This window comes from Paraburkholderia sp. HC6.4b, from assembly GCF_014200875.1.
Lineage (GTDB): Bacteria > Pseudomonadota > Gammaproteobacteria > Burkholderiales > Burkholderiaceae > Paraburkholderia > Paraburkholderia tuberum.
Map to the genome: position 1 here is coordinate 92,027 of NZ_JACHDC010000024.1, position 17,410 is coordinate 109,436.

The 17,410-nt window shown below is 65.5% G+C and carries 19 protein-coding genes; 7 read left to right on the top strand and 12 right to left on the bottom strand.

Annotation, left to right across the window (positions count from 1 at the left end; translation table 11 throughout):
- Positions 1-5: 5 nt before the first annotated feature.
- Together fliQ and fliR are read left to right on the top strand one after the other, a co-directional pair.
- Positions 6-275, top strand: a complete 270-nt coding sequence (fliQ, locus tag HDG34_RS31605) for a flagellar biosynthesis protein FliQ (RefSeq protein ID WP_090802525.1) — start codon at positions 6-8, stop codon at positions 273-275.
- Between the two features lie 31 nt (positions 276-306).
- On the top strand, positions 307-1,089 hold the full coding sequence (fliR, locus tag HDG34_RS31610; RefSeq protein ID WP_090802523.1) for a flagellar biosynthetic protein FliR: 783 nt from the start codon (positions 307-309) through the stop codon (positions 1,087-1,089).
- A gap of 68 nt (positions 1,090-1,157) precedes the next feature.
- On the opposite strand, the gene flgL is transcribed toward fliR, so the two are convergent.
- The 12 genes from flgL to flgB all read right to left on the bottom strand — a co-directional run bounded on the left by flgL (position 1,158) and on the right by flgB (position 13,692).
- Entirely contained in the window at positions 1,158-2,384 is a 1,227-nt protein-coding gene (gene flgL, locus HDG34_RS31615; protein WP_184065899.1) for a flagellar hook-associated protein FlgL, read from the bottom strand.
- Between the two features lie 9 nt (positions 2,385-2,393).
- A complete protein-coding gene (flgK, locus tag HDG34_RS31620) occupies positions 2,394-4,388 on the bottom strand; it encodes a flagellar hook-associated protein FlgK (RefSeq protein WP_184065903.1) in 1,995 nt (664 codons plus the stop codon).
- Between the two features lie 217 nt (positions 4,389-4,605).
- Positions 4,606-5,379 (bottom strand): flagellar brake protein, encoded by a 774-nt coding sequence (locus HDG34_RS31625; RefSeq protein ID WP_184065917.1) that lies wholly within the window; start codon positions 5,377-5,379, stop codon positions 4,606-4,608.
- A gap of 354 nt (positions 5,380-5,733) precedes the next feature.
- On the bottom strand, positions 5,734-6,738 hold the full coding sequence (flgJ, locus tag HDG34_RS31630; RefSeq protein WP_184065931.1) for a flagellar assembly peptidoglycan hydrolase FlgJ: 1,005 nt from the start codon (positions 6,736-6,738) through the stop codon (positions 5,734-5,736).
- 12 nt (positions 6,739-6,750) lie between these two features.
- On the bottom strand, positions 6,751-7,920 hold the full coding sequence (locus tag HDG34_RS31635) for a flagellar basal body P-ring protein FlgI (protein ID WP_026225507.1): 1,170 nt from the start codon (positions 7,918-7,920) through the stop codon (positions 6,751-6,753).
- Between the two features lie 2 nt (positions 7,921-7,922).
- Complete coding sequence (gene flgH / locus HDG34_RS31640; RefSeq protein ID WP_184066049.1) at positions 7,923-8,621, bottom strand: flagellar basal body L-ring protein FlgH; 699 nt, start codon at positions 8,619-8,621, stop codon at positions 7,923-7,925.
- A gap of 29 nt (positions 8,622-8,650) precedes the next feature.
- Positions 8,651-9,439, bottom strand: coding sequence for a flagellar basal-body rod protein FlgG (gene flgG, locus HDG34_RS31645; RefSeq protein ID WP_184065934.1), 789 nt, complete (start codon positions 9,437-9,439; stop codon positions 8,651-8,653).
- 104 nt (positions 9,440-9,543) lie between these two features.
- Positions 9,544-10,302, bottom strand: coding sequence for a flagellar basal-body rod protein FlgF (flgF, locus tag HDG34_RS31650; RefSeq protein ID WP_184065937.1), 759 nt, complete (start codon positions 10,300-10,302; stop codon positions 9,544-9,546).
- A gap of 17 nt (positions 10,303-10,319) precedes the next feature.
- Entirely contained in the window at positions 10,320-11,849 is a 1,530-nt protein-coding gene (locus HDG34_RS31655) for a flagellar hook protein FlgE (RefSeq protein WP_184065940.1), read from the bottom strand.
- A gap of 43 nt (positions 11,850-11,892) precedes the next feature.
- Positions 11,893-12,627 carry a flagellar hook assembly protein FlgD gene (locus tag HDG34_RS31660; RefSeq protein ID WP_184065943.1) on the bottom strand — a complete coding sequence of 245 codons (735 nt, stop codon included), beginning with the start codon at positions 12,625-12,627 and terminating at the stop codon, positions 11,893-11,895.
- A gap of 10 nt (positions 12,628-12,637) precedes the next feature.
- Positions 12,638-13,063 (bottom strand): flagellar basal body rod protein FlgC, encoded by a 426-nt coding sequence (gene flgC / locus HDG34_RS31665; protein ID WP_026225509.1) that lies wholly within the window; start codon positions 13,061-13,063, stop codon positions 12,638-12,640.
- 128 nt (positions 13,064-13,191) lie between these two features.
- Complete coding sequence (gene flgB, locus HDG34_RS31670) at positions 13,192-13,692, bottom strand: flagellar basal body rod protein FlgB (protein WP_184065946.1); 501 nt, start codon at positions 13,690-13,692, stop codon at positions 13,192-13,194.
- A 218-nt stretch (positions 13,693-13,910) separates the two neighbouring features.
- Between flgB and flgA the strand changes: the two genes are divergently transcribed.
- The 5 genes from flgA to HDG34_RS31695 all read left to right on the top strand — a co-directional run bounded on the left by flgA (position 13,911) and on the right by HDG34_RS31695 (position 17,335).
- Positions 13,911-15,377, top strand: a complete 1,467-nt coding sequence (gene flgA, locus HDG34_RS31675) for a flagellar basal body P-ring formation chaperone FlgA (protein WP_184065949.1) — start codon at positions 13,911-13,913, stop codon at positions 15,375-15,377.
- Between the two features lie 177 nt (positions 15,378-15,554).
- Positions 15,555-15,914 carry a flagellar biosynthesis anti-sigma factor FlgM gene (gene flgM, locus HDG34_RS31680; protein ID WP_090802502.1) on the top strand — a complete coding sequence of 120 codons (360 nt, stop codon included), beginning with the start codon at positions 15,555-15,557 and terminating at the stop codon, positions 15,912-15,914.
- A 94-nt stretch (positions 15,915-16,008) separates the two neighbouring features.
- A complete protein-coding gene (locus HDG34_RS31685) occupies positions 16,009-16,455 on the top strand; it encodes a flagella synthesis protein FlgN (protein ID WP_018418771.1) in 447 nt (148 codons plus the stop codon).
- Positions 16,456-16,745: 290 nt separating this feature from the next.
- Entirely contained in the window at positions 16,746-16,928 is a 183-nt protein-coding gene (locus HDG34_RS31690) for a type II toxin-antitoxin system HicA family toxin (RefSeq protein ID WP_184065952.1), read from the top strand.
- On the top strand, positions 16,925-17,335 hold the full coding sequence (locus HDG34_RS31695; RefSeq protein WP_184065955.1) for a type II toxin-antitoxin system HicB family antitoxin: 411 nt from the start codon (positions 16,925-16,927) through the stop codon (positions 17,333-17,335). Before HDG34_RS31690 ends, HDG34_RS31695 begins: the two co-directional genes overlap by 4 nt.
- Positions 17,336-17,410: the final 75 nt, after the last annotated feature.

Here is a 17,410-nt window from a genome sequence, read left to right on the forward strand (position 1 = left end):
TCACGATGACACCCGAAGCAGTCATGACGCTGGCCCACCAGGCCATGTACGTCGGCCTCGTGCTGGCCGCCCCGCTGCTGCTCGTCGCGCTCGTCGTCGGTCTGGTCGTGAGCCTGTTCCAGGCGGCCACGCAGATCAACGAAAGCACGCTGTCGTTCATCCCGAAGCTGCTCGCGATCGCGCTCACGCTGGTGATCGCCGGACCATGGATGCTGACCACGATGCTCGACTATCTGCGCCACACGATCACCAGCATTCCGACGCTCGTCAACTGAGCGCCGCTGGCACGCCTGCCCTCCCCACTCCATGTTCACGGTCACCTACGCGCAACTGAACGTCTGGCTGACCGCGTTCCTGTGGCCGTTCGCGCGCATCGCCGCGCTGATCGCGACCGCGCCGGTGCTCGGCAACATGTCGCTGCCCTCGCGCGTGAAAATCGGTCTCGCCGCGTTCGCGACGATCATCGTCGCCCCGACGATCGGCGCGCTGCCGCAGGTCACCGTGTTTTCCGCGGCCGGCGTGTGGATTCTCGTCAACCAGTTCCTGATCGGCATCGCGCTCGGCGTGACGATGCAGGTCGTGTTCCAGGCGATCGACGCGACCGGCTACTTCATCGGCCTCGGCATGGGCCTTGGCTTCGCGACCTTCTTCGACCAGCAGGCGACCGGCTCGGGCGTCGTGATCTCACGCTACATGACGACGATCGCGACGCTGGTGTTTCTCGCCGTCGACGGTCATCTGCAGATGATCGCCGCGCTCGTGACGACGTTCCAGTCGGTGCCGGTGTCGGCGAACCTGCTCGCGCCGCACGGTTGGCAGACGCTCGCGAACTGGGGCGGCTCGATCTTCTCGGCGGGGCTGCTGCTCGCGTTGCCGGTCGTCGTCGCACTGCTGATCGCGAACCTCGCGCTCGGCATTCTCAATCGCGCGGCGCCGCAGATCGGCGTGTTCCAGATCGGCTTTCCGCTGACGATGCTGGTCGGCCTGCTGCTCGTGCAGCTGATGCTGCCGAACATGATCCCGTTCTTCGTGCGCTTGTTCGATAACGGCATCGATGAGATGGGACGGGTCGCGGCGGCGCTGGGATAACGCCGAAAATCGCGGACATAAAAAAACCGGCTCGCGCCGGTTTCTTTATTGCGCCGCCGGGAGCGGCATCAGCTGTTGATGTACTGGAACAGCGACATGTTCTGGATCTGCACGAACGCTTGCTGCGAAGCCTGCAAGGCCGCCTGCTCCATCGAGTACTTGCTGATCGTCGAGACCATGTCGGTCTGGGTCAGGTCCGCGAGATCGCTTTGCGTTTGCAGTGAGTTGGTCTCCGTCACCGTTTGCAGCGCCTTGACTTCCTGCTCGCGGCCGCCGACCGATGCCTGCACCGCGGTGACGTTGTTCAGCGTGTTGCCAAGCTGCGACAGGCCCGTATTCAACGCGTTCTGCAGGTTCGCCGAGGCCGCGGGGTTGCCGCTCACCGGCTGCTGGAGCGCGGCGATCATCGCGTTCAGGTTCGCGAACACGTTGGTGCCCGCCTGGTTGGCCGGCTGCACCGTGAATTTGTCGTTGGCCGCCGGCGTGCCTGTGATTTCGACGGTCTGGCCCGCGATCGTGATGTCCGAGCCCGCCGTGTACGGCTGCACCGTACCCGCGACGTTGGTCGTCGTGTCAGTGACCGTGTAGGTGAGCGAGCTGCCGCTGCCGCTGAACTGGATCTGGTACGAGTCCGCGTTCCCCGCGTTGGTCGGATCCTTGACCGACACCGCGCCGATCACGCCGCTGCCGGTATTGGCCGGGTCGCCCGAGGCGATCGGCTGCGCGTTGGTCGCGCCGACGCTCATGAACACCGACAGCCCATTGTCACCGGTCGAGACCGCGTTGCTATCGGTGACCTGCACGGTGCGCGTGCCCGTGTCGCCCGTATAGGTGACGTTGCCGGCCGCATCGGTCGTGAAGGCCTGGGTCGAATTCTGGAAACCGGCGAACAGCGCATTGCCCGAGCTGTCGCTCGCATTCGCGGAGGTGACGAGCTGGTCGCGCAGGGCGGTCAGCTGCGCGGCGATCGCCGTGCGGTCGGCGTCGTTCAAACTGCCGTCGCCGGCGCGCAGGCCTAACGTGTTCGCGCTTTGCAACGTCGTGATGACGCTGGAGAGCGTCGAGTCCTCGGCCTGCAACGACGTGAGCGCCGCGTTCTGGTTCGTCGTGTACTGCGACAGCGCGGACGCCGTCGAGCTGAGCTGCACGGCCTGCGCGGCGCCGAGCGGATTGTCGGCGGGCGTGGTCAGGCTCTCGCCGCTCGAGATTTCCTGATAGATCTGCGACAACTGAGCCTGCTGATTGCTCATGTTCGCGACGTTCATGCTGAAGTACTGCTGGGTCGAAATTCGCATGGTTCCGCCTTACGAGAAGATGCCAAGCAAAGTCTGGAACAGCGTCTGCGCCGTCTGGATGACCTTGCTGTTGGCCTGATAGAGCTGCTGGTACTGAAGCAGGTTGGCCGCTTCCTCATTGATATTGACGCCCGACACCGACTGCTGCGCCGACGTGATCTGCGTGACGAGCGTGCTTTGCGCGGTCGCCGAGGTCTGGATCTGCGTGGTCTGGTTGCCGATGTTGTTGACGTAGCTCGCGTACGCGCCCGTCAGCGTCGAGGTGCCGCCGTCGAGCGCCTGCGCCGAAGTCAGGTTCGACAGCAGTTGCGCGTTGCGGCCGTCGTTGGTCGCGCCGGTGTTCGGTCCGATCGTGAACGAGTCGCCGTTGGCGGGCGTGCCGCTGATCGTGACCGTCACGTTGTTCATCACGCCCGCGCTCGCCGAATTGCTCGGGTTGGTGATCGTCAGCGTCGCGCCCGAGCTCGGCGAGTATGGCACCGCGGTCGTCGCCGAGCTGATCGTGTACTGCGTGGACGGCGAGCCGGCGACTGTCACCACCGTGCCGACCGGGAAGCCGGTCAGGCCGGTGCCCGCGGTGTAAGTGATCGTCGAGGTGCTGGTCGGCGCGCTGTAGCCGGCAGATACCGTGCCTTGCGTAATCGTCCCGGTGCCGGTGTTCGACGTCGACGCCGACGCGAGCACCGGCGCCGCGGCCGCGATTGCCGACGCCGACGTGGTGGTCAGCGCGAAGCCGTCGAGCGCGCCGCGGGTCGGTTCGACCGAGAACGAGTCGCCGGCCTTCATCGTGCCGCTCGCGACCGAGAACTGCAGGCCGCCGATCGGGTTGGTCAGGTTCGCCGCCGAACCGACGATGCTGCCGGTCTGGTTGTCGGTCAGCGTGTAGGTGCTGCCGTCGTACGACAGCGTGTAGTCGCCCGTGGTCGGCTGGGTCGCGTCGGCGAACGAGACACCGAGCGTAGCGTTGCCGGTGTTCTGCGAGTTCGCGTACACGGTCGGCGAGCCGACCGTGAACAGCGCGCCGCCCGCGGTGCCGTTCAGCGTCAGGCCGAGTTCGTTCTGCGCATTGACCTGCGCGGCGAAGCTGGTCGCGATCGCGCCGAGTTGCGCCTCGGCCGGATCGAGCGTTTGCGAGCGGAATTGCAGCAGTCCGCCCAGCGTGCCGCCGGACACGCTCGTGTCGGACAGCGTCTGCGGCGTCGGTGTCGGCTTTGCCCCGGCCAGGCCGAGATACTGGACCGACAGCTCGCTCGGATCACCCGACGAAGTCGCCGTGCCGAGATTGAAGCTGTTGCCGGCCAGCACGAGCGGCTGTCCGCTCGACATGAACAGGCTATAGCTGCCGTTGTCCTGCACCACCGACACGCCGATCAGCTGGGACAGGTTCGACACCGCCTGGTCGCGTTCGTCGAGCAACTGGTTCGGCGGCTGGCCCTGGTTGCTCGCCTGCGTGATCTGCGTATTCAGCGACGCGATCTGCGCGGTGTAGGTGTTGATCTGCGTAACAGAGTTGCTCAGCTGCGTGTTGACGCTCGAGCGCAACTGGTCGTACTGCTGGCCCGCCGCGTTGATCTGGTTCGCGAGCGTCTGCGCGTCGCTGACCGCGGTCTGCCGCGTCGACACGCTCGACGCGTTGTTGGCGACGTTCTGCAGCCCGGTGAAGTAACCGCTGATCGCGCTCGCAATCCCGGCGGTCGGACTGCCGACGAGGTTGTTGAGCTGGGTGATCATCGTGTTGTACGCGGTGAGCGCGCTGCTCGACGACTGCGCGTTGTTCAGCTGGGTCGTCAGGTACTGGCTGTACGCGCGCGTCACGGTGTCGGTGGAGACGCCCATCGGCAGGTAGCCGGAGCCGGTATACGTGCCGCCCGTCTCCGAATACACCGGGGTTTCCATCGTATAGCCGGGTGTCGACGCGTTGCTGATGTTCTCACCAGTCGTCGTCAAACCCCACTGGGCCGCGTTGAGTCCGCTAAGGCCGATATTCAACAGATTGCTGGACATGCGTCATCCTGAAGGGCGGCATCGCAGACATGCCACCGCGTTAGTGGAACATCCTCTTTAACGGCCCACCGTGCGAAAAATTGAGGGCCATGCCGTTTCGTTTGCGCGACGTTGCCGCGCTGTTGCCTCCGACGCGAGTGCAACGTTTGCTTCGTCGGCCAAAGCGTTCGCGCGGTGCCGGGCGTCGCGCGCACGGCACCGCGCGTTGGCTCGCCGCTCAGCGCGCCAGCGAGCGGCGCTTCATTTCGAGCTGCGTGATCAGCCGCTGCAGCGTGTTTTCCGCGCTGCCCGGCAGCGACAGGAAACGGAAGCCGAGCTGATAGCGCTGCGTGCCGTTCGGCAGCGCGAGCGAGCGATGCGACACGAGCTGCAGATCGAGCGACAGACGGCCGAGCGCGCCGAGCGTGAGCTCGCAGTCCATCAGGCGCGCGCCCATCGGCAGCGCGGCGACGCGCAGGTCGGTCGTGCGCATCCCGACGCCGCCAAGCGACAGGTCGTGCACCTCGAAGCGGAACGTGTCGCCCTCGGGCAGGCGGCCCGTACACATGAACGGGTCGAGAATCGGCGCGGCGACGCGGAAGTACTCGCGGCGCTGCACGTAGAACAGCACCTCGGGGAAGTCGGCCTCGAACGCCGGCATTCCCTCGAAGCGCGTCTCGCGTGGCGTCGGGGTCGTGAACTCGACGCGCACGCCGTCGGGCGACGCGTGGAACTGGCAGCGCGGCGCGTTGAGCAGCCCCTTGTTCTGATCGGCAAGCGCGCCCCAATCGAAGGTGAAGGTGCGCTCGCGCACGTCGACGTCGAGCAGGCGCGTGACGATCTGCCCGCCCGCATATTCGACGGTGAGGAAATCGCCGCGATTGACGATATTGCGCAGCTGCACGCCGATTTCCAGCGGATTGCGGCGGCCGAAATCGGAAGCGCTCTCGTTTTGCGGGACGTGCGGCTGACCGTTCGTGTCAGTCAGGCCGTTCGACTGGTTCATATCCATGGGCTTGCCGGTAAGCATGTTCTTGCGGGCACGTGCCAGGGCCTAGCCATGGACTCTGAGGGTCTTCATGCAAAGCCGCAACACACGCGTTCGACCGGACCTTACAGCGTTATTCCGGTATCGGGTCTAACTCGTTAGCGGCAGCATCGAGCCAAAATTTAGGGGCTCAATTTAAATATTCGCCGGAAAATTTCGCGCAAACGTTAAAAGCGTATCTGCCCTATTTTCCGCGACCTTGCTCGCCCCGGACCCTGCGGAGCTTTTTACCGATGCCGGTTTTTCTGCTGCTTTTATCGCCGCTTTTACCGACACCTTTAAAACCGCTTTGATGCCCGTCGCGTGCGTTATTTTTAATCAGCCCATTTTCTGCATGATCGACAGCAGCTTTTTCGCGTAATGCGGATCGGTTGCATAACCGGCGCGCTGCATGCCGTTCGCAAAACCGTTCACGTCGCGCGACGAATTGATCACCTGCGCGTAACGCGGATTGCTCTTCAACATGCTCGCGTAATCGGTCATCGCTTCCTGGTACGAGTCGTACGCGCGGAATTTCTCGACCGTGCGCTGCGGCTTGCCGTTCACGTACTCGGTCGTGACCGTCGACACGGTCTTGCCGGTCCAGTCGTTGCCCGCCTTGATGCCGAACACGTTGTGGCTCGTCGAGCCGTCGGCCTTCTTGATCTCGCTCTTGCCCCAGCCCGATTCGAGCGCGGCCTGACCGATGATGAAGCGCGCCGGAATGCCGGTCGCCGCGCTCGCGGCCTGCGCCGGCGTGGCGAGCTTGTCGACGAAGGCGTCGACCTTCGACGAGCTGCCGTCGCCGCGCACCGGTGGCGTCAGCGCGCTATTGGCCGAGTAGGCGCGGCCGAGCCCGAGCTGACCGTTGGCCTGGGCGTTGCCGTAGGCACGCGCGAGCGCGTTGAGCGCCGCGCTCTGGCCTTCGTCGCCGCCGCTACCGCCGCCGAGCGCGTTGGCCATGCCGGCGAGACCACCCGCCGCGCCCGCGCCGTTCGCGCCACCCACCTGCATGCCCTGGTTGCGCATCAGTTGCTTGAGCATCGCGTCGGCGACGCCGATGCCCTTCTTCGACAGCTGCTGCGCCATCTGCTGATCCATCATCGACGTGAACGTCGCCGTGTCGTGCGAATCGAACGGACCGTCCTGCGGCGTTGCATCGCGCATGCTCTTCAACATCATCTGCGTGAACACGGCGTCGAACTGCTGCGCGGCCATCTTCATGCCGGCTTGCGGCGAGGCCTTCGCCTGCGCGCTGAGTGCGCCGAAGCCCTGCACGTCGAGCGCGAACCGGCTGGTCAGATCGTTGGCGGAGTTGACGCTATTGGTCGTATCGGAATTCATCTCGCGTGCTCCTTAGATGATTTCAAGGTCGGCGCGCAATGCGCCGGCTGCTTTCATGGCCTGCAGGATCGACATCAGATCCGCGGGCGTCGCGCCGAGCGCGTTGAGCGCCTTCACCACTTCGGCGAGGTTCGCACCGGCGTTCACGAGTTTCAGCGAGCCGTTGTCCTGCTTCATCTGGATCTGCGACTGCTGCGCGACCACCGTGCGGCCGTTCGAGAACGCGCCCGGCTGACTCACCACCGGCTGCGTATTGATCACGACCGACAGATTGCCGTGCGCGACCGCGCAGTTCTGCAGCGTGACCATCTGGTTCATCACGATCGAGCCGGTGCGGGCGTTCAGGATGACCTTCGCGGCGGCCTGCCCGGGCCGCACTTCGAGGTTCTGCAATTGCGCCATGAACGAGACCTGCTGCTGCGGATCGGCCGGCGCGCGCAGCTGGATCGTGCGGCCGTCGAGCGCGGTCGCGGTGCCGCTGCCGAACGCGTTGTCGATCGCCGCGACGACGCGCTGCGTGGTGTCGTAGTCCATGTCGTTCAGGTCGAGCTGCATGGTGCCCGCCTGCGACACCGCCGTCGGCACCGAGCGCTCGACGATCGCGCCGCTGGTGATGCGCCCCGCGGCGAGCTGGTTGACCTGCACCCTGCTGCCGTTCGCGCTCGCGCCCGCTCCGCCCACGGCGACGTTGCCCTGGCCGAGCGCATACACCTGGCCGTCGGCGCCCTTCAGCGGCGTGAGCAGCAGCGTGCCGCCGCGCAGGCTTTTCGCATTGCCGAGAGACGACACCGTGATGTCGATCGCTTCGCCCGGCCGCGCGAACGGCGGCAGCACCGCGGTCACCATCACCGCGGCGACGTTCTTCAACTGGATGTTCGACAGCGACGACTGCGAGTTGCTGGAGCCCGCCGCCTGGTTGTTGATCGAGATGCCGAGGTTCGCGAGCATGTTCGCGAGCGTCTGCGTCGTGAACGGCGTCTGCGTGGTCTGGTCGCCGGTGCCGTCGAGGCCGACCACGAGGCCGTAGCCGATCAGCGGGTTGTCGCGCACGCCCTGGATCTGCACGAGGTCCTTCAGGCGCTCCGCGTGCGCCGGCGTCGCGGCCGGCAGCGCCGCGCAGGCGAGCGCGACGAACATCAGTGCGCGGCCCGCGCGCGACAGCGTGTTGAAGACGGTACCCATGATCACCACGGCGCCACGTTGAGGAAGAACCGCTGCAGCCAGCCCATGGTCTCCGCTTCGTTGATGTAACCCTTCGCGGAGTATTCGATTTTCGCGTCGGCGACCTGGGTTGAGTACACGGCGTTCAGACTCGAAATCGTGTTGGGATTCACGACTCCGGAAAAGCGCACGAATTCATTGCCCTGATTGATCAGCATCTGTTTCTCACCGCTCACGATCAGGTTGCCGTTCGCCTGCACGCCGGTCACGGTCACGGTGATCGTGCCGTTGAACGTATTCGACGCGTTCGCGCCGCCGGTGCCGGCAAAGCCGTTGGCGCCGGTCGCGTTCAGGTTGGTCTTGGCGAACAGGCCGCCGAGAAAGCCCGCGGTCGGCACGCTGAAGTTCGTGCTGCCGTTGCGGCTCGCATTCGCGCCCGAGTTCTTCGTCGCGTTGATGTTCTCGGCGATCACGATCGTGATGATGTCGCCTACGTTGCGTGGCCGCTGGTCTTCGAACAGCGGCCGACCCGCGTAGCCCGGGTTGTAGATCGAGCCCGGCGCCTGCGCCTGCGGCGGCAGCGGCGGCACCGCGTTCATCGGCTGCTGGGTGATCGGTTCCCTCGGCAGTTGGGCGCAGCCGCCGAGCGCGGCGAGCAGCGTGAGCTGCACGAGCGCCTCGGCCGTGCGCGAATGAACCGGAGTGCGAGTGGAGTGCGACATCATCGTTTACCGCCTTAAATTTCCAGTCCTCAAACCTGCATCTGGCTCAAGGTCTGCAGCATCTGGTCGGAGGTCGTCACGGCCTTGCTGTTGATTTCGTACGCGCGCTGCGTCTGGATCATGTTCACCAGTTCCTGCACGACGTTCACGTTCGACGCTTCCACGTAACTCTGGTTGAGCGTGCCCGCGCCGTTCAGACCCGGCTGCGACACGTTCGGCGCACCCGACGACGCCGTCTCCGAGAACAGGTTCTCGCCCTTGGCGTCGAGGCCGGCCGGGTTGATGAAGGTCGCGAGCTGCATCGTGCCGAGCTGCTGCGTATTGCTCGAGCCGGCCACGGTGATCGACACCGCGCCGTCGCTGCCGATCGTCAGCGAGGTGGCATTGGTCGGGATCGTGATCGCCGGAATCACCTGGTAGCCGCTCGACGTGACGAGCTGACCCTGCGCGTTGGTCTGGAACGAGCCGTCGCGCGTGTAGGCGGTCGTGCCGTCGGGCATCTGCACCTGGAAGAAGCCCCCGCCGTTGATCGCGACGTCCTTCGAGTTGCCGGTCTGCTGCAGGTTGCCCTGCGTGTACAGACGCTCGGTCGCGACCTGTTGCACGCCGGTGCCGAGCTGGATGCCGGACGGCAGTTCGGTTTGCTGCGTCGAGTTCGCGCCCGGCTGGCGGATGGTCTGGTACAGCAGATCCTCGAACACCGCGCGCGAGCCCTTGAAGCCGTTGGTGCTGACGTTCGCGAGGTTGTTCGAGATCACGTCCATCTGCGCCTGTTGCGCATTCATGCCGGTGGCGGCGATATACAGTGAGCGGTTCACTTATGGTTCTCCAATGTCGGGCGGAGTTGGCGCTTTAGCGCTTACTCCGGCCCCATGCAAAGCGGTCTCGGAGCGCGCCTCGTAGGGCGCCCCGCGGCAATCCGTTAGCTGAAGCTGAGCAGCTGGTTGGCGGACTGATCGTTCTTGTCGGCGTTTTCCAGCAACTGCGTCTGCATCTGGAACTGGCGCGCGTTGGTGATCATCGAGACCATCGCGCTGACCGGATTCACGTTGCTGCCTTCGAGCGACGCCGGCGCGACCGTCACGGTCGGATCGGCGTCGGCGGGATTGCCGTCGGCGGTGCGAAACAGACCGTCATCGCCGCGCGTGAGCGACTGCGGATCGGGATTGACCAGCTTCAGCTGATCGACGGTGACCACAGCGGTGGGCGGATCGCCCGGCGTCAATGCCGACACCGTGCCGTCCTTGCCGATCGTGATCTGCGCGCCCGGCGGCACCGATACCGGCCCGCCGTTGCCGAGCACGACCTGATTGGTCGCGTTCACGAGCTGGCCGTTTTCGTCGATGTGCAGATTGCCCGCGCGCGTGTAGGCCTCGTTGCCGTCGGCGGTCTGCACCGACAGCCAGCCCGGCCCCTGAATCGCGACGTCGAGCGGATTGCCCGTCTGCTGGATCGGCCCCGGCGTGTAGTCGGCGCCCGGTGTCGACGACAGCACGAAGGTACGGGTCGTGTCGTCGTTGATCGCGCTGCCGTCGCCGAACGACATCGGCACGGCGCGGTAGGTTTCGAGCTGCGCGCGAAAGCCCGTGGTCGACGCGTTCGCGAGGTTGTTCGCGACGATCGCCTGCTGTTCGAGCGCCTGCGCGCTCCCCGACATCGCGGTGTAGATCAGCCGATCCATGAAGAACTCCTGTTCGCTTACAGGTTGATCAGGGTCTGGTCGACGGCCTGCTGGGTCTTGATCGTCTGCGCGTTCGCCTGATAGTTGCGCTGCGCGGTGATCAGGTTGACCAGCTCGCTCGTCAGATCGACGTTCGAGTTCTCGACCGCGCCGCCTTGCAGCACGCCGTGATTGGTCGAGCCCGGCGTCGAGATCTGCGCGACGCCCGAGGCAGCCGTCTGGCCGTACTCGTTGTTGCCGAGGTCGACGAGGCCGTTCTGGTTCGAGAAGTTCGCGAGCACGATCTGGCCGAGCGCCGCGGTCTGGCCGTTCGAGTAGTTGCCGGTCAGCGTGCCGTCGGAGCCGACCGTGAAGCCGGTGAGCTGGCCGGCCGCGAAGCCGTCGGTCTGCAGGCTGTTCACGCCGTCCTTTCCGCCGTACTGCGTCGTCGTGCCGATGTTCAGCGTGAGGTTCTGCGGCGTCGACGAACCATCGGCGGTCGGGATCGAGAAAGTGAAGCCGCCGAGCGTAGCGGTGGCAACGTACGTCGCGGGCGTGGTGGCCGGAACGGCAGGCTGGGTCGTGCTGACCAGCTTGCCCGACGAATTGAAGGTCGCCTGGCCGACCAGCGACGCCGTGCCGGTCGAGGTGCCCGCATAGACGTTCCACGTGCCGGCACCGGTCTTGGCGAAATACATGTTGACCGTCTGCGAGCCGCCGAGCGAATCGTAGGCCGTCGTGCTGGTCGAGTAGTTGTAGGTCGTCGAGTCGTTCTGGTTGAACGCAGTCGGCGTTGGCGCGACGGTGTAGGCGGTGGTAGCCGACGGTGTGCCGGTGAACGTCACGCTCTGACCATTGCCGAGCGTGATCGCCGTGCCGGCCGTGTAGGTGCCGGAAACCGGCGCGGTGTTAGCCGTCGTGTCGGTAACCGTGTAACCACCGGCGCCGTCGAAGGTGATCGAGTAGGTGTCGTTGTTAGTGTTCGCGGTCGCGTCGGTGATCGTCGCGCCGGTCGTTGTCAGCGCCGTGCCGCCGGTGTTAGTCACCGTCGGCGCGCTCAGCATGATGTTGTCCTGCGCGTTCAGGTTCAGGCCCGCGGTGATCGAGGTGGTCGCCTGCGGCGCGATGTTCGCGGTTGGCACCTGCAGCGGCACGGTCTGCGCGGTGTTGATGATGCCCGAGCTATTGGCCGCGTAGCCCATCAGATCGAGGCCCTGCGCGTTCGTGATGAAGCCGTTCTTGTCGAGCTGAAACACGCCGTTGCGCGAATAGGTCAGCGTGCCGTTGTTCGACATCTGGAAGAAGCCGTTGCCGTTGATCGCGACGTTCAGTGCCTGGTTCGTCGTGGTGAGCGTGCCTTGCGAGAACTGCTGCTGCACTTCGGACAGTTGCGTGCCGATCCCGATCTGCTGGCTCGTCGCGGTGGCGATCGAGTTCGCGTACATATCGGCGAATTCGGCGGTGCCGCTCTTGAAGCCGACCGTGTTGGCGTTGGCGATGTTGTTGCCGATCACGTCGAGATCGCTCGACGACGCCGACAGACCGCTCAAACCTTGTTGGTAACCCATGACGTGCTCCGTGTCTGGAAAGTCGTAACTGAATTGATCTGAATCAGAGGATCGCTGCGACGCCGGTCAGGTCGACCGTCGAGCCGTTCGACAGCACGAGGCCCGGCGTGCCGCTGCTCTGCTGGACGACGCTTTCCACCGTCGCGCCGGTGAGCGTGGTAGCCGTCGCCTGCTGGCCGTTGATCGTGCCTGTCGCGGTGATCGTGTAGGTGCCGTCGGCGAGCGTGTTGCCCGCCGAATCGGTCGGCGTCCAGCCAACCGGAATCGTGCCGGCCGACTGCTTGCCGAGATCGAGCGTGTTGACGATCGTGCCGGCCGAGTTCTTCACGACGATCTGCAGGTCGCTGACGGAGTTCGCGAGCGTGACGCCGAACTCGTTCGTCTTGCCGCTCGCCACGGTGATCGAGTTGCCCGGTGCGAGCACGGTCGAACCGATCAGCAACGCGGCCTGCGACTGCTGGCCCGCCGACAGCTGCGTCGACAGCGAGGAGAGCGACGTATTGAGCTGGCTGATGCCCTGCACCGTGCTGATCTCGGCGAGCTGCGAGGTCATCTGCGAGCTGTCCATCGGATTGGTCGGGTCCTGGTTCTGCATTTGCGCGACGAGCAGCTGCAGAAAGGTGTTCTGCAGGTCCGCCGCCGACGTGCCCGACGTGCTGCTCGACGTGCTGCTCGTCGAGCTGGTCGCGCTCGAGCTGCTGCTCGTGCCGTTCATCGTGTCGAGCAGCGTCTGCGAAACGGTCGTGCCGCTGCCGCCGATCGTGGTGTTGGTGGTCAAGGCTCTCTCCTCAGGTTCCGATCGTGAGCGTTTTCAGCATCAGGGTTTTGGCGGTGTTCAGTGTTTCGACGTTGGCCTGGTACGAGCGCGAGGCCGAGATCATGTTGACCATCTCCTGCACCGGGTCGACGTTGGGCAGCGTCACGTAGCCGTTCGCGTCGGCGGCCGGATTGCCGGGTTCGTACGCGGTCTTCATCGGTGACGGATCGTCGACCACGCCCGTCACCTGCACGCCGCCGACCTGCTGGCCGGAGCGCGTGCGCGCGCCGCCGAGCGGGCTCACCGCGAACACGACCTGCTTGGCCTTGTACGGCTGACCGTCGGGGCCCGTCGTGCTGTCCGCGTTGGCCAGGTTCGACGCCGTCACGTTGAGCCGCTCCGACTGCGCCGACATCGCGGAACCCGCGACACCAAAAATGTTCATCAGGGATGGCATGTTTCCTGACCTCTCCTGCCGGTTCGCACCGGCTTTACGTTAAGTCCCGTAGCGTTTCTGTTCGTGCGCGCATGCTGCCTGTGTTCAGCTGCTATGCGCCCTGCCTGGGTGCCGTGCTCGTGCCCGGCTTACGACGAGCCCGACGTGATCGCCGACAGCATCGTCTTGATCTGGTTCGACACGACCGTCATACCCGACTCGAAGTGCACCGTGTTGTCGGCGAACTGCACGCGCTCGGTGTCGACGTCGACCGTGTTGCCGTCGAGCGCCGGCTGCAGCGGAATCCGGTATTGCAGGTTGCCGTAATCGTCGGGGCTGCCGCCCGTCGCCGTCAGCGTGGCCTTGCCGCTCATGTGGCCGGCCTCGGTCGTGTTCATCGAGATGCCGCTCGTCACGCCCGCGGGTTGCGTCATCGCGAGCGTCGAGCTGTTCGATGCGCCTTGGCCGGCGGTGCTGCCGCCCGTCTTCTTCAGCGCGCCGGCGAGCGACGACGCGAAGTCGATATCGCGCGCCTTGTAGCCGGGCGTGTCGGCGTTCGCGATATTCGACGACAGCAGTTCCTGCCGGTATGCGCGCACATCCATCGCCTGCCGGCCGAATGCGAATTCGGCATCGAGCTTGTCCAGCATCGGAATCTCCCGAGAACGTTTCCAAGGCCGTCCCGTGTGCGCATCGTGAGAGACACGCGGCGGGCGCGAAGGCCTTTTTGCATGTGATGCATCTTATGGGCCGCGCGCAAGCGGCAATCGGACGAATAACCGGGAAAGGGGGCTTCTATTCAACGTTTGCGCGAAAGCGGGGCTCACTAGAATGCAAGGCGTACCGATGCATTCGATGGAGACCCGCGATGGACCAGCCCACCAACACCTTGCCGCAGCCGGCGAGCGGCACGACGATGCGTCGCGTGGGGGCTGGTCGGGTCGATGAACGGGGCGATGGTTCGGAGGGCGCGCTCGCCCAGCCGGTGCCGCGCTCTTTCCCGCGTTGCCTTGCGCATTGCCTGACGCGGGCCGCGGTATGGGTTGCGGGCGGCATCGTGTTGCTGCCGGCCACGACCCAAGCGCAGGATGCGGGCGGCCCGATCGTGATTGCCGGGCCCGCCGAGAAAAATCCCGCCGCGCTGAACGATCTCGCGCAACGGATTCAGACGCCGGCGCAGCGCAGCGCGTCGGCGGCGTCGCTCGCGGCGGCGACCGCACAGTCGCTCGGCCGCGCGAGCGGGTCGCGCGACACCGATACGTTCGGGCGTGCCGCGAGCGCAAGCGGCGCGATCGTCATTCCGGGCGCGGGCGAGCCCGCTGCCGCCGCGCCGGCCATCATCCGCACCAACTTCAAACCGGACGCCAACGGCGTCGTGACGATTCCGCCGGCGGCCAGCACTGGGGCGTCGGGCGTCGCGCGCGTCAATGTCGAAGCGGGCCCGGCCGCCAGCGTCGCGAATCAGCGCGTGGTCGCGGCCAGTGCGCCGCAAGGCGACGGTTTCGACAGTCTCGCCGCGCGCGGCGAGCCGCCCGAGTTCGGCGCGAATGGCAAGCCGATCGCGGCCGCTGCGGCGCAGCCGGCGCATCCCGGGATCGCGAGAACACCCGCGACGTCGCCTGGCTCGCGCCAGCCGGCGGCCGTCATTGCACAGAGAACGCCGCAGACCGCTACCGCCGCGACGGCTGCGCAAGCCGCCGCGCCGCTGCCTGGCCAGCAGGACCCGGAAGCGATTCACGCAAGCGCGCTCGCGTTCCTGCAACAGCAGGCCGTCGGCCTGCCCGGCAAGGCCGACATCACTGTCGCGTCCGCGTTTCCGCGCGGCCTCGCCGCGTGCACGTCGCTCGAACCGTTCATGCCGACCGGTGCGCGCCTGTGGGGCCGGCTGACGGTCGGCGTGCGCTGCGCGGGCGAGCGGCCGTGGACCATCTATCTGCAGGCGCGCATCTCGCTGCATGCGACCTACTACCTCGCCGCCCGCGCGATGGCGCCGGGCGAAGTGCTCACGGCCGCCGACCTCGTCGCGCGCGAAGGCGACCTGACCGGCCTGCCGCAGGCGATCGTCACCGACCCGTCGCAGGCGGTCGGCTCGGTCTCGCTCGTGCGGATCGCGGGCGGCATGCCGCTGCGCCGCGACATGCTCAAGAGCGCGTCGGCGGTGGTGTTCGGCCAGACCGTGCGGGTCATCGCGGCCGGCGACGGTTTCTCGATCTCGTCCGAGGGCAGCGCGATGAACAACGCGTCGCCGGGCCAGCAGGTGCGCGTGAAGACCGCCAACGGCCAGATCATCTCCGGCATCGTCAGGGACGGCGGCACGGTGGAGATCCAGATGTGAGCGGGCTGGCGGCAACGAGCACCGTCGAAACGGTCGGCGCCCCGGTGGCCAGGGCAGACGGACGGAGATTGAAAGGGGTAGATGGCCACCTGGCGGCGAGCCGGGTGTCGAGCGATTGCGCTAAAGTTTTGATCAGCGGTTGCCGTTATCAGGATCAAATCGTTAGGGAAGCCAATCGTGAAAGTCGATCCCACCACCTCTTCAAATCTGCCGTCGTTGAAAGACGCTTTGTCCCGTTCGCAGCAGAGCGACGAAGCCACGCCGGCAGCCAGCACCACCCAGGGCGCGACGAGCACGGCCGCGCCGGCCGCGAGCAGCGCGTCGGGCGAAACGAGCGTGAGCCTGTCGGGTCTGTCGCAGCATCTGCGCAGCCTCGCGGCCTCCGGCTCGGCCGACATCGACACCGCGCACGTCGAGTCGATCAAACAGGCGATCAAGGACGGCAAGCTGCAGATCGACTCCGGCAAGATCGCCGACGGCGTGCTGCAGACGGCGCGCGACCTGTTGCAGAACAAAACCTCGTCGACTGGCAACTGATCGGCATTTCGCCGCGCGGTGATCTGCCGGGCGGCGTCCGACCAACCCGGTTCGCGCGCCGTTCGCGAGCCAGTGTGCGTAGCGAGTTGTTGATATGAAAGACGCCCTCGTTGCTACCCTGATCGAAGAATATTCGACCGTCGAGGCATTCGCCTCGATCCTCACTCTCGAAACCAAAGCGCTGACGGCGGTCTCGCCGCTGGAGCAGTTGCCGGCGATCGTCGAGAAAAAAACCGAGCTGATCGGTGTGCTCGCGAGGCTCGAAGCCGCGCGCGACTCGCATCTGGCCGAACTCGGCTTTCCGACCGGCTGGTCCGGCATGGAGCTCGCGGCCAGCACCGACGCGCGCGTCGCGACGCAATGGAAGCTGCTGCAGAAAGCAGCGGATCGCGCGCGGCGCGTCAACACCAACAACGGCGAGCTGATCCGCGTGCGGATGGATTACAACGAGCGCGCGCTAAAGGCGCTGCAAGTCAACGTGCCGCGCAAGACGAATCTGTACGGGCCGGATGGGCGAGTTCCGGCTTATTCGGGACTTTGATCGGCCCGCCTGCCCGGCCTGCAATCGAGCAATCTACGAAATGAATGAAAAAGCCCGTCATCGACGGGCTTTTTCCTTTTCCGCCGCCGCTTTTCCACCCACTTCCCTGTCCGTTCCGCGCTGCGTTAGCCGTTCGGCTAGCTGGCGCTAGTCCACCTCGTCACGTTGAAATGGTGACTTCGTTCGAGCTTTCGCCAACGCCGCGGCTTCGACGCGGCCGCAATTCGACGGGCGGAAGCTTGTTTGCTCGTTAGTTTGTGTAGGCGTGTGTATAATGGAGGGTATGATGTATGAACGGTGCCGAGGTCGTCAAATTGATTCAAGCGAATGGCTGGCAGCTCGTCCGCATAGCGGGCAGTCACCATCATTTCAGGCACGCGGGAAAGCGGGGGCTCGTGACCGTCCCGCATCCGAAAAAAGATTTGCCGGCCGGCACCCTGAACAGCATTCTGAAACAGGCGGGGCTCAAATGAAGCATCTGATCTTTCCGATCGCCATCGAACCCGGAGACAACACGCACGCGTTCGGCGTCGTGGTGCCCGATATTCCAGGCTGCTACTCTGCGGGCGACACGCTCGAACAAGCGTATGTGGACGCGAAACAGGCAATCGAATCGCATCTCGAAACCTTGCTCGACGAAGGGCTGCCGCTGCCCGAGCCTCTCACGCTAGGCGAGCATCGGCGCAATCCCGAGTTCGCGGGGTTCACATGGGGTTTCGTGACGACGCGCAATATTCCGGCGTTGAAGAAGGCGGTTCGCATCAACATCTCGCTGCCCGAGGTGCTGGTGCACGAGATCGACGCGTATGCGCAGGCGCGCGGTATGTCGCGCTCGGCGTTTCTCGCGCTCGCCGCCGAGCATGAGATGGCGAACGCCTGAGCAACGGCAGGCGGCACAGGCGCGCATCGGCATCGGCGCACCGCCGCATCTGCAGGCGGCGTTTGAAAAACGGCG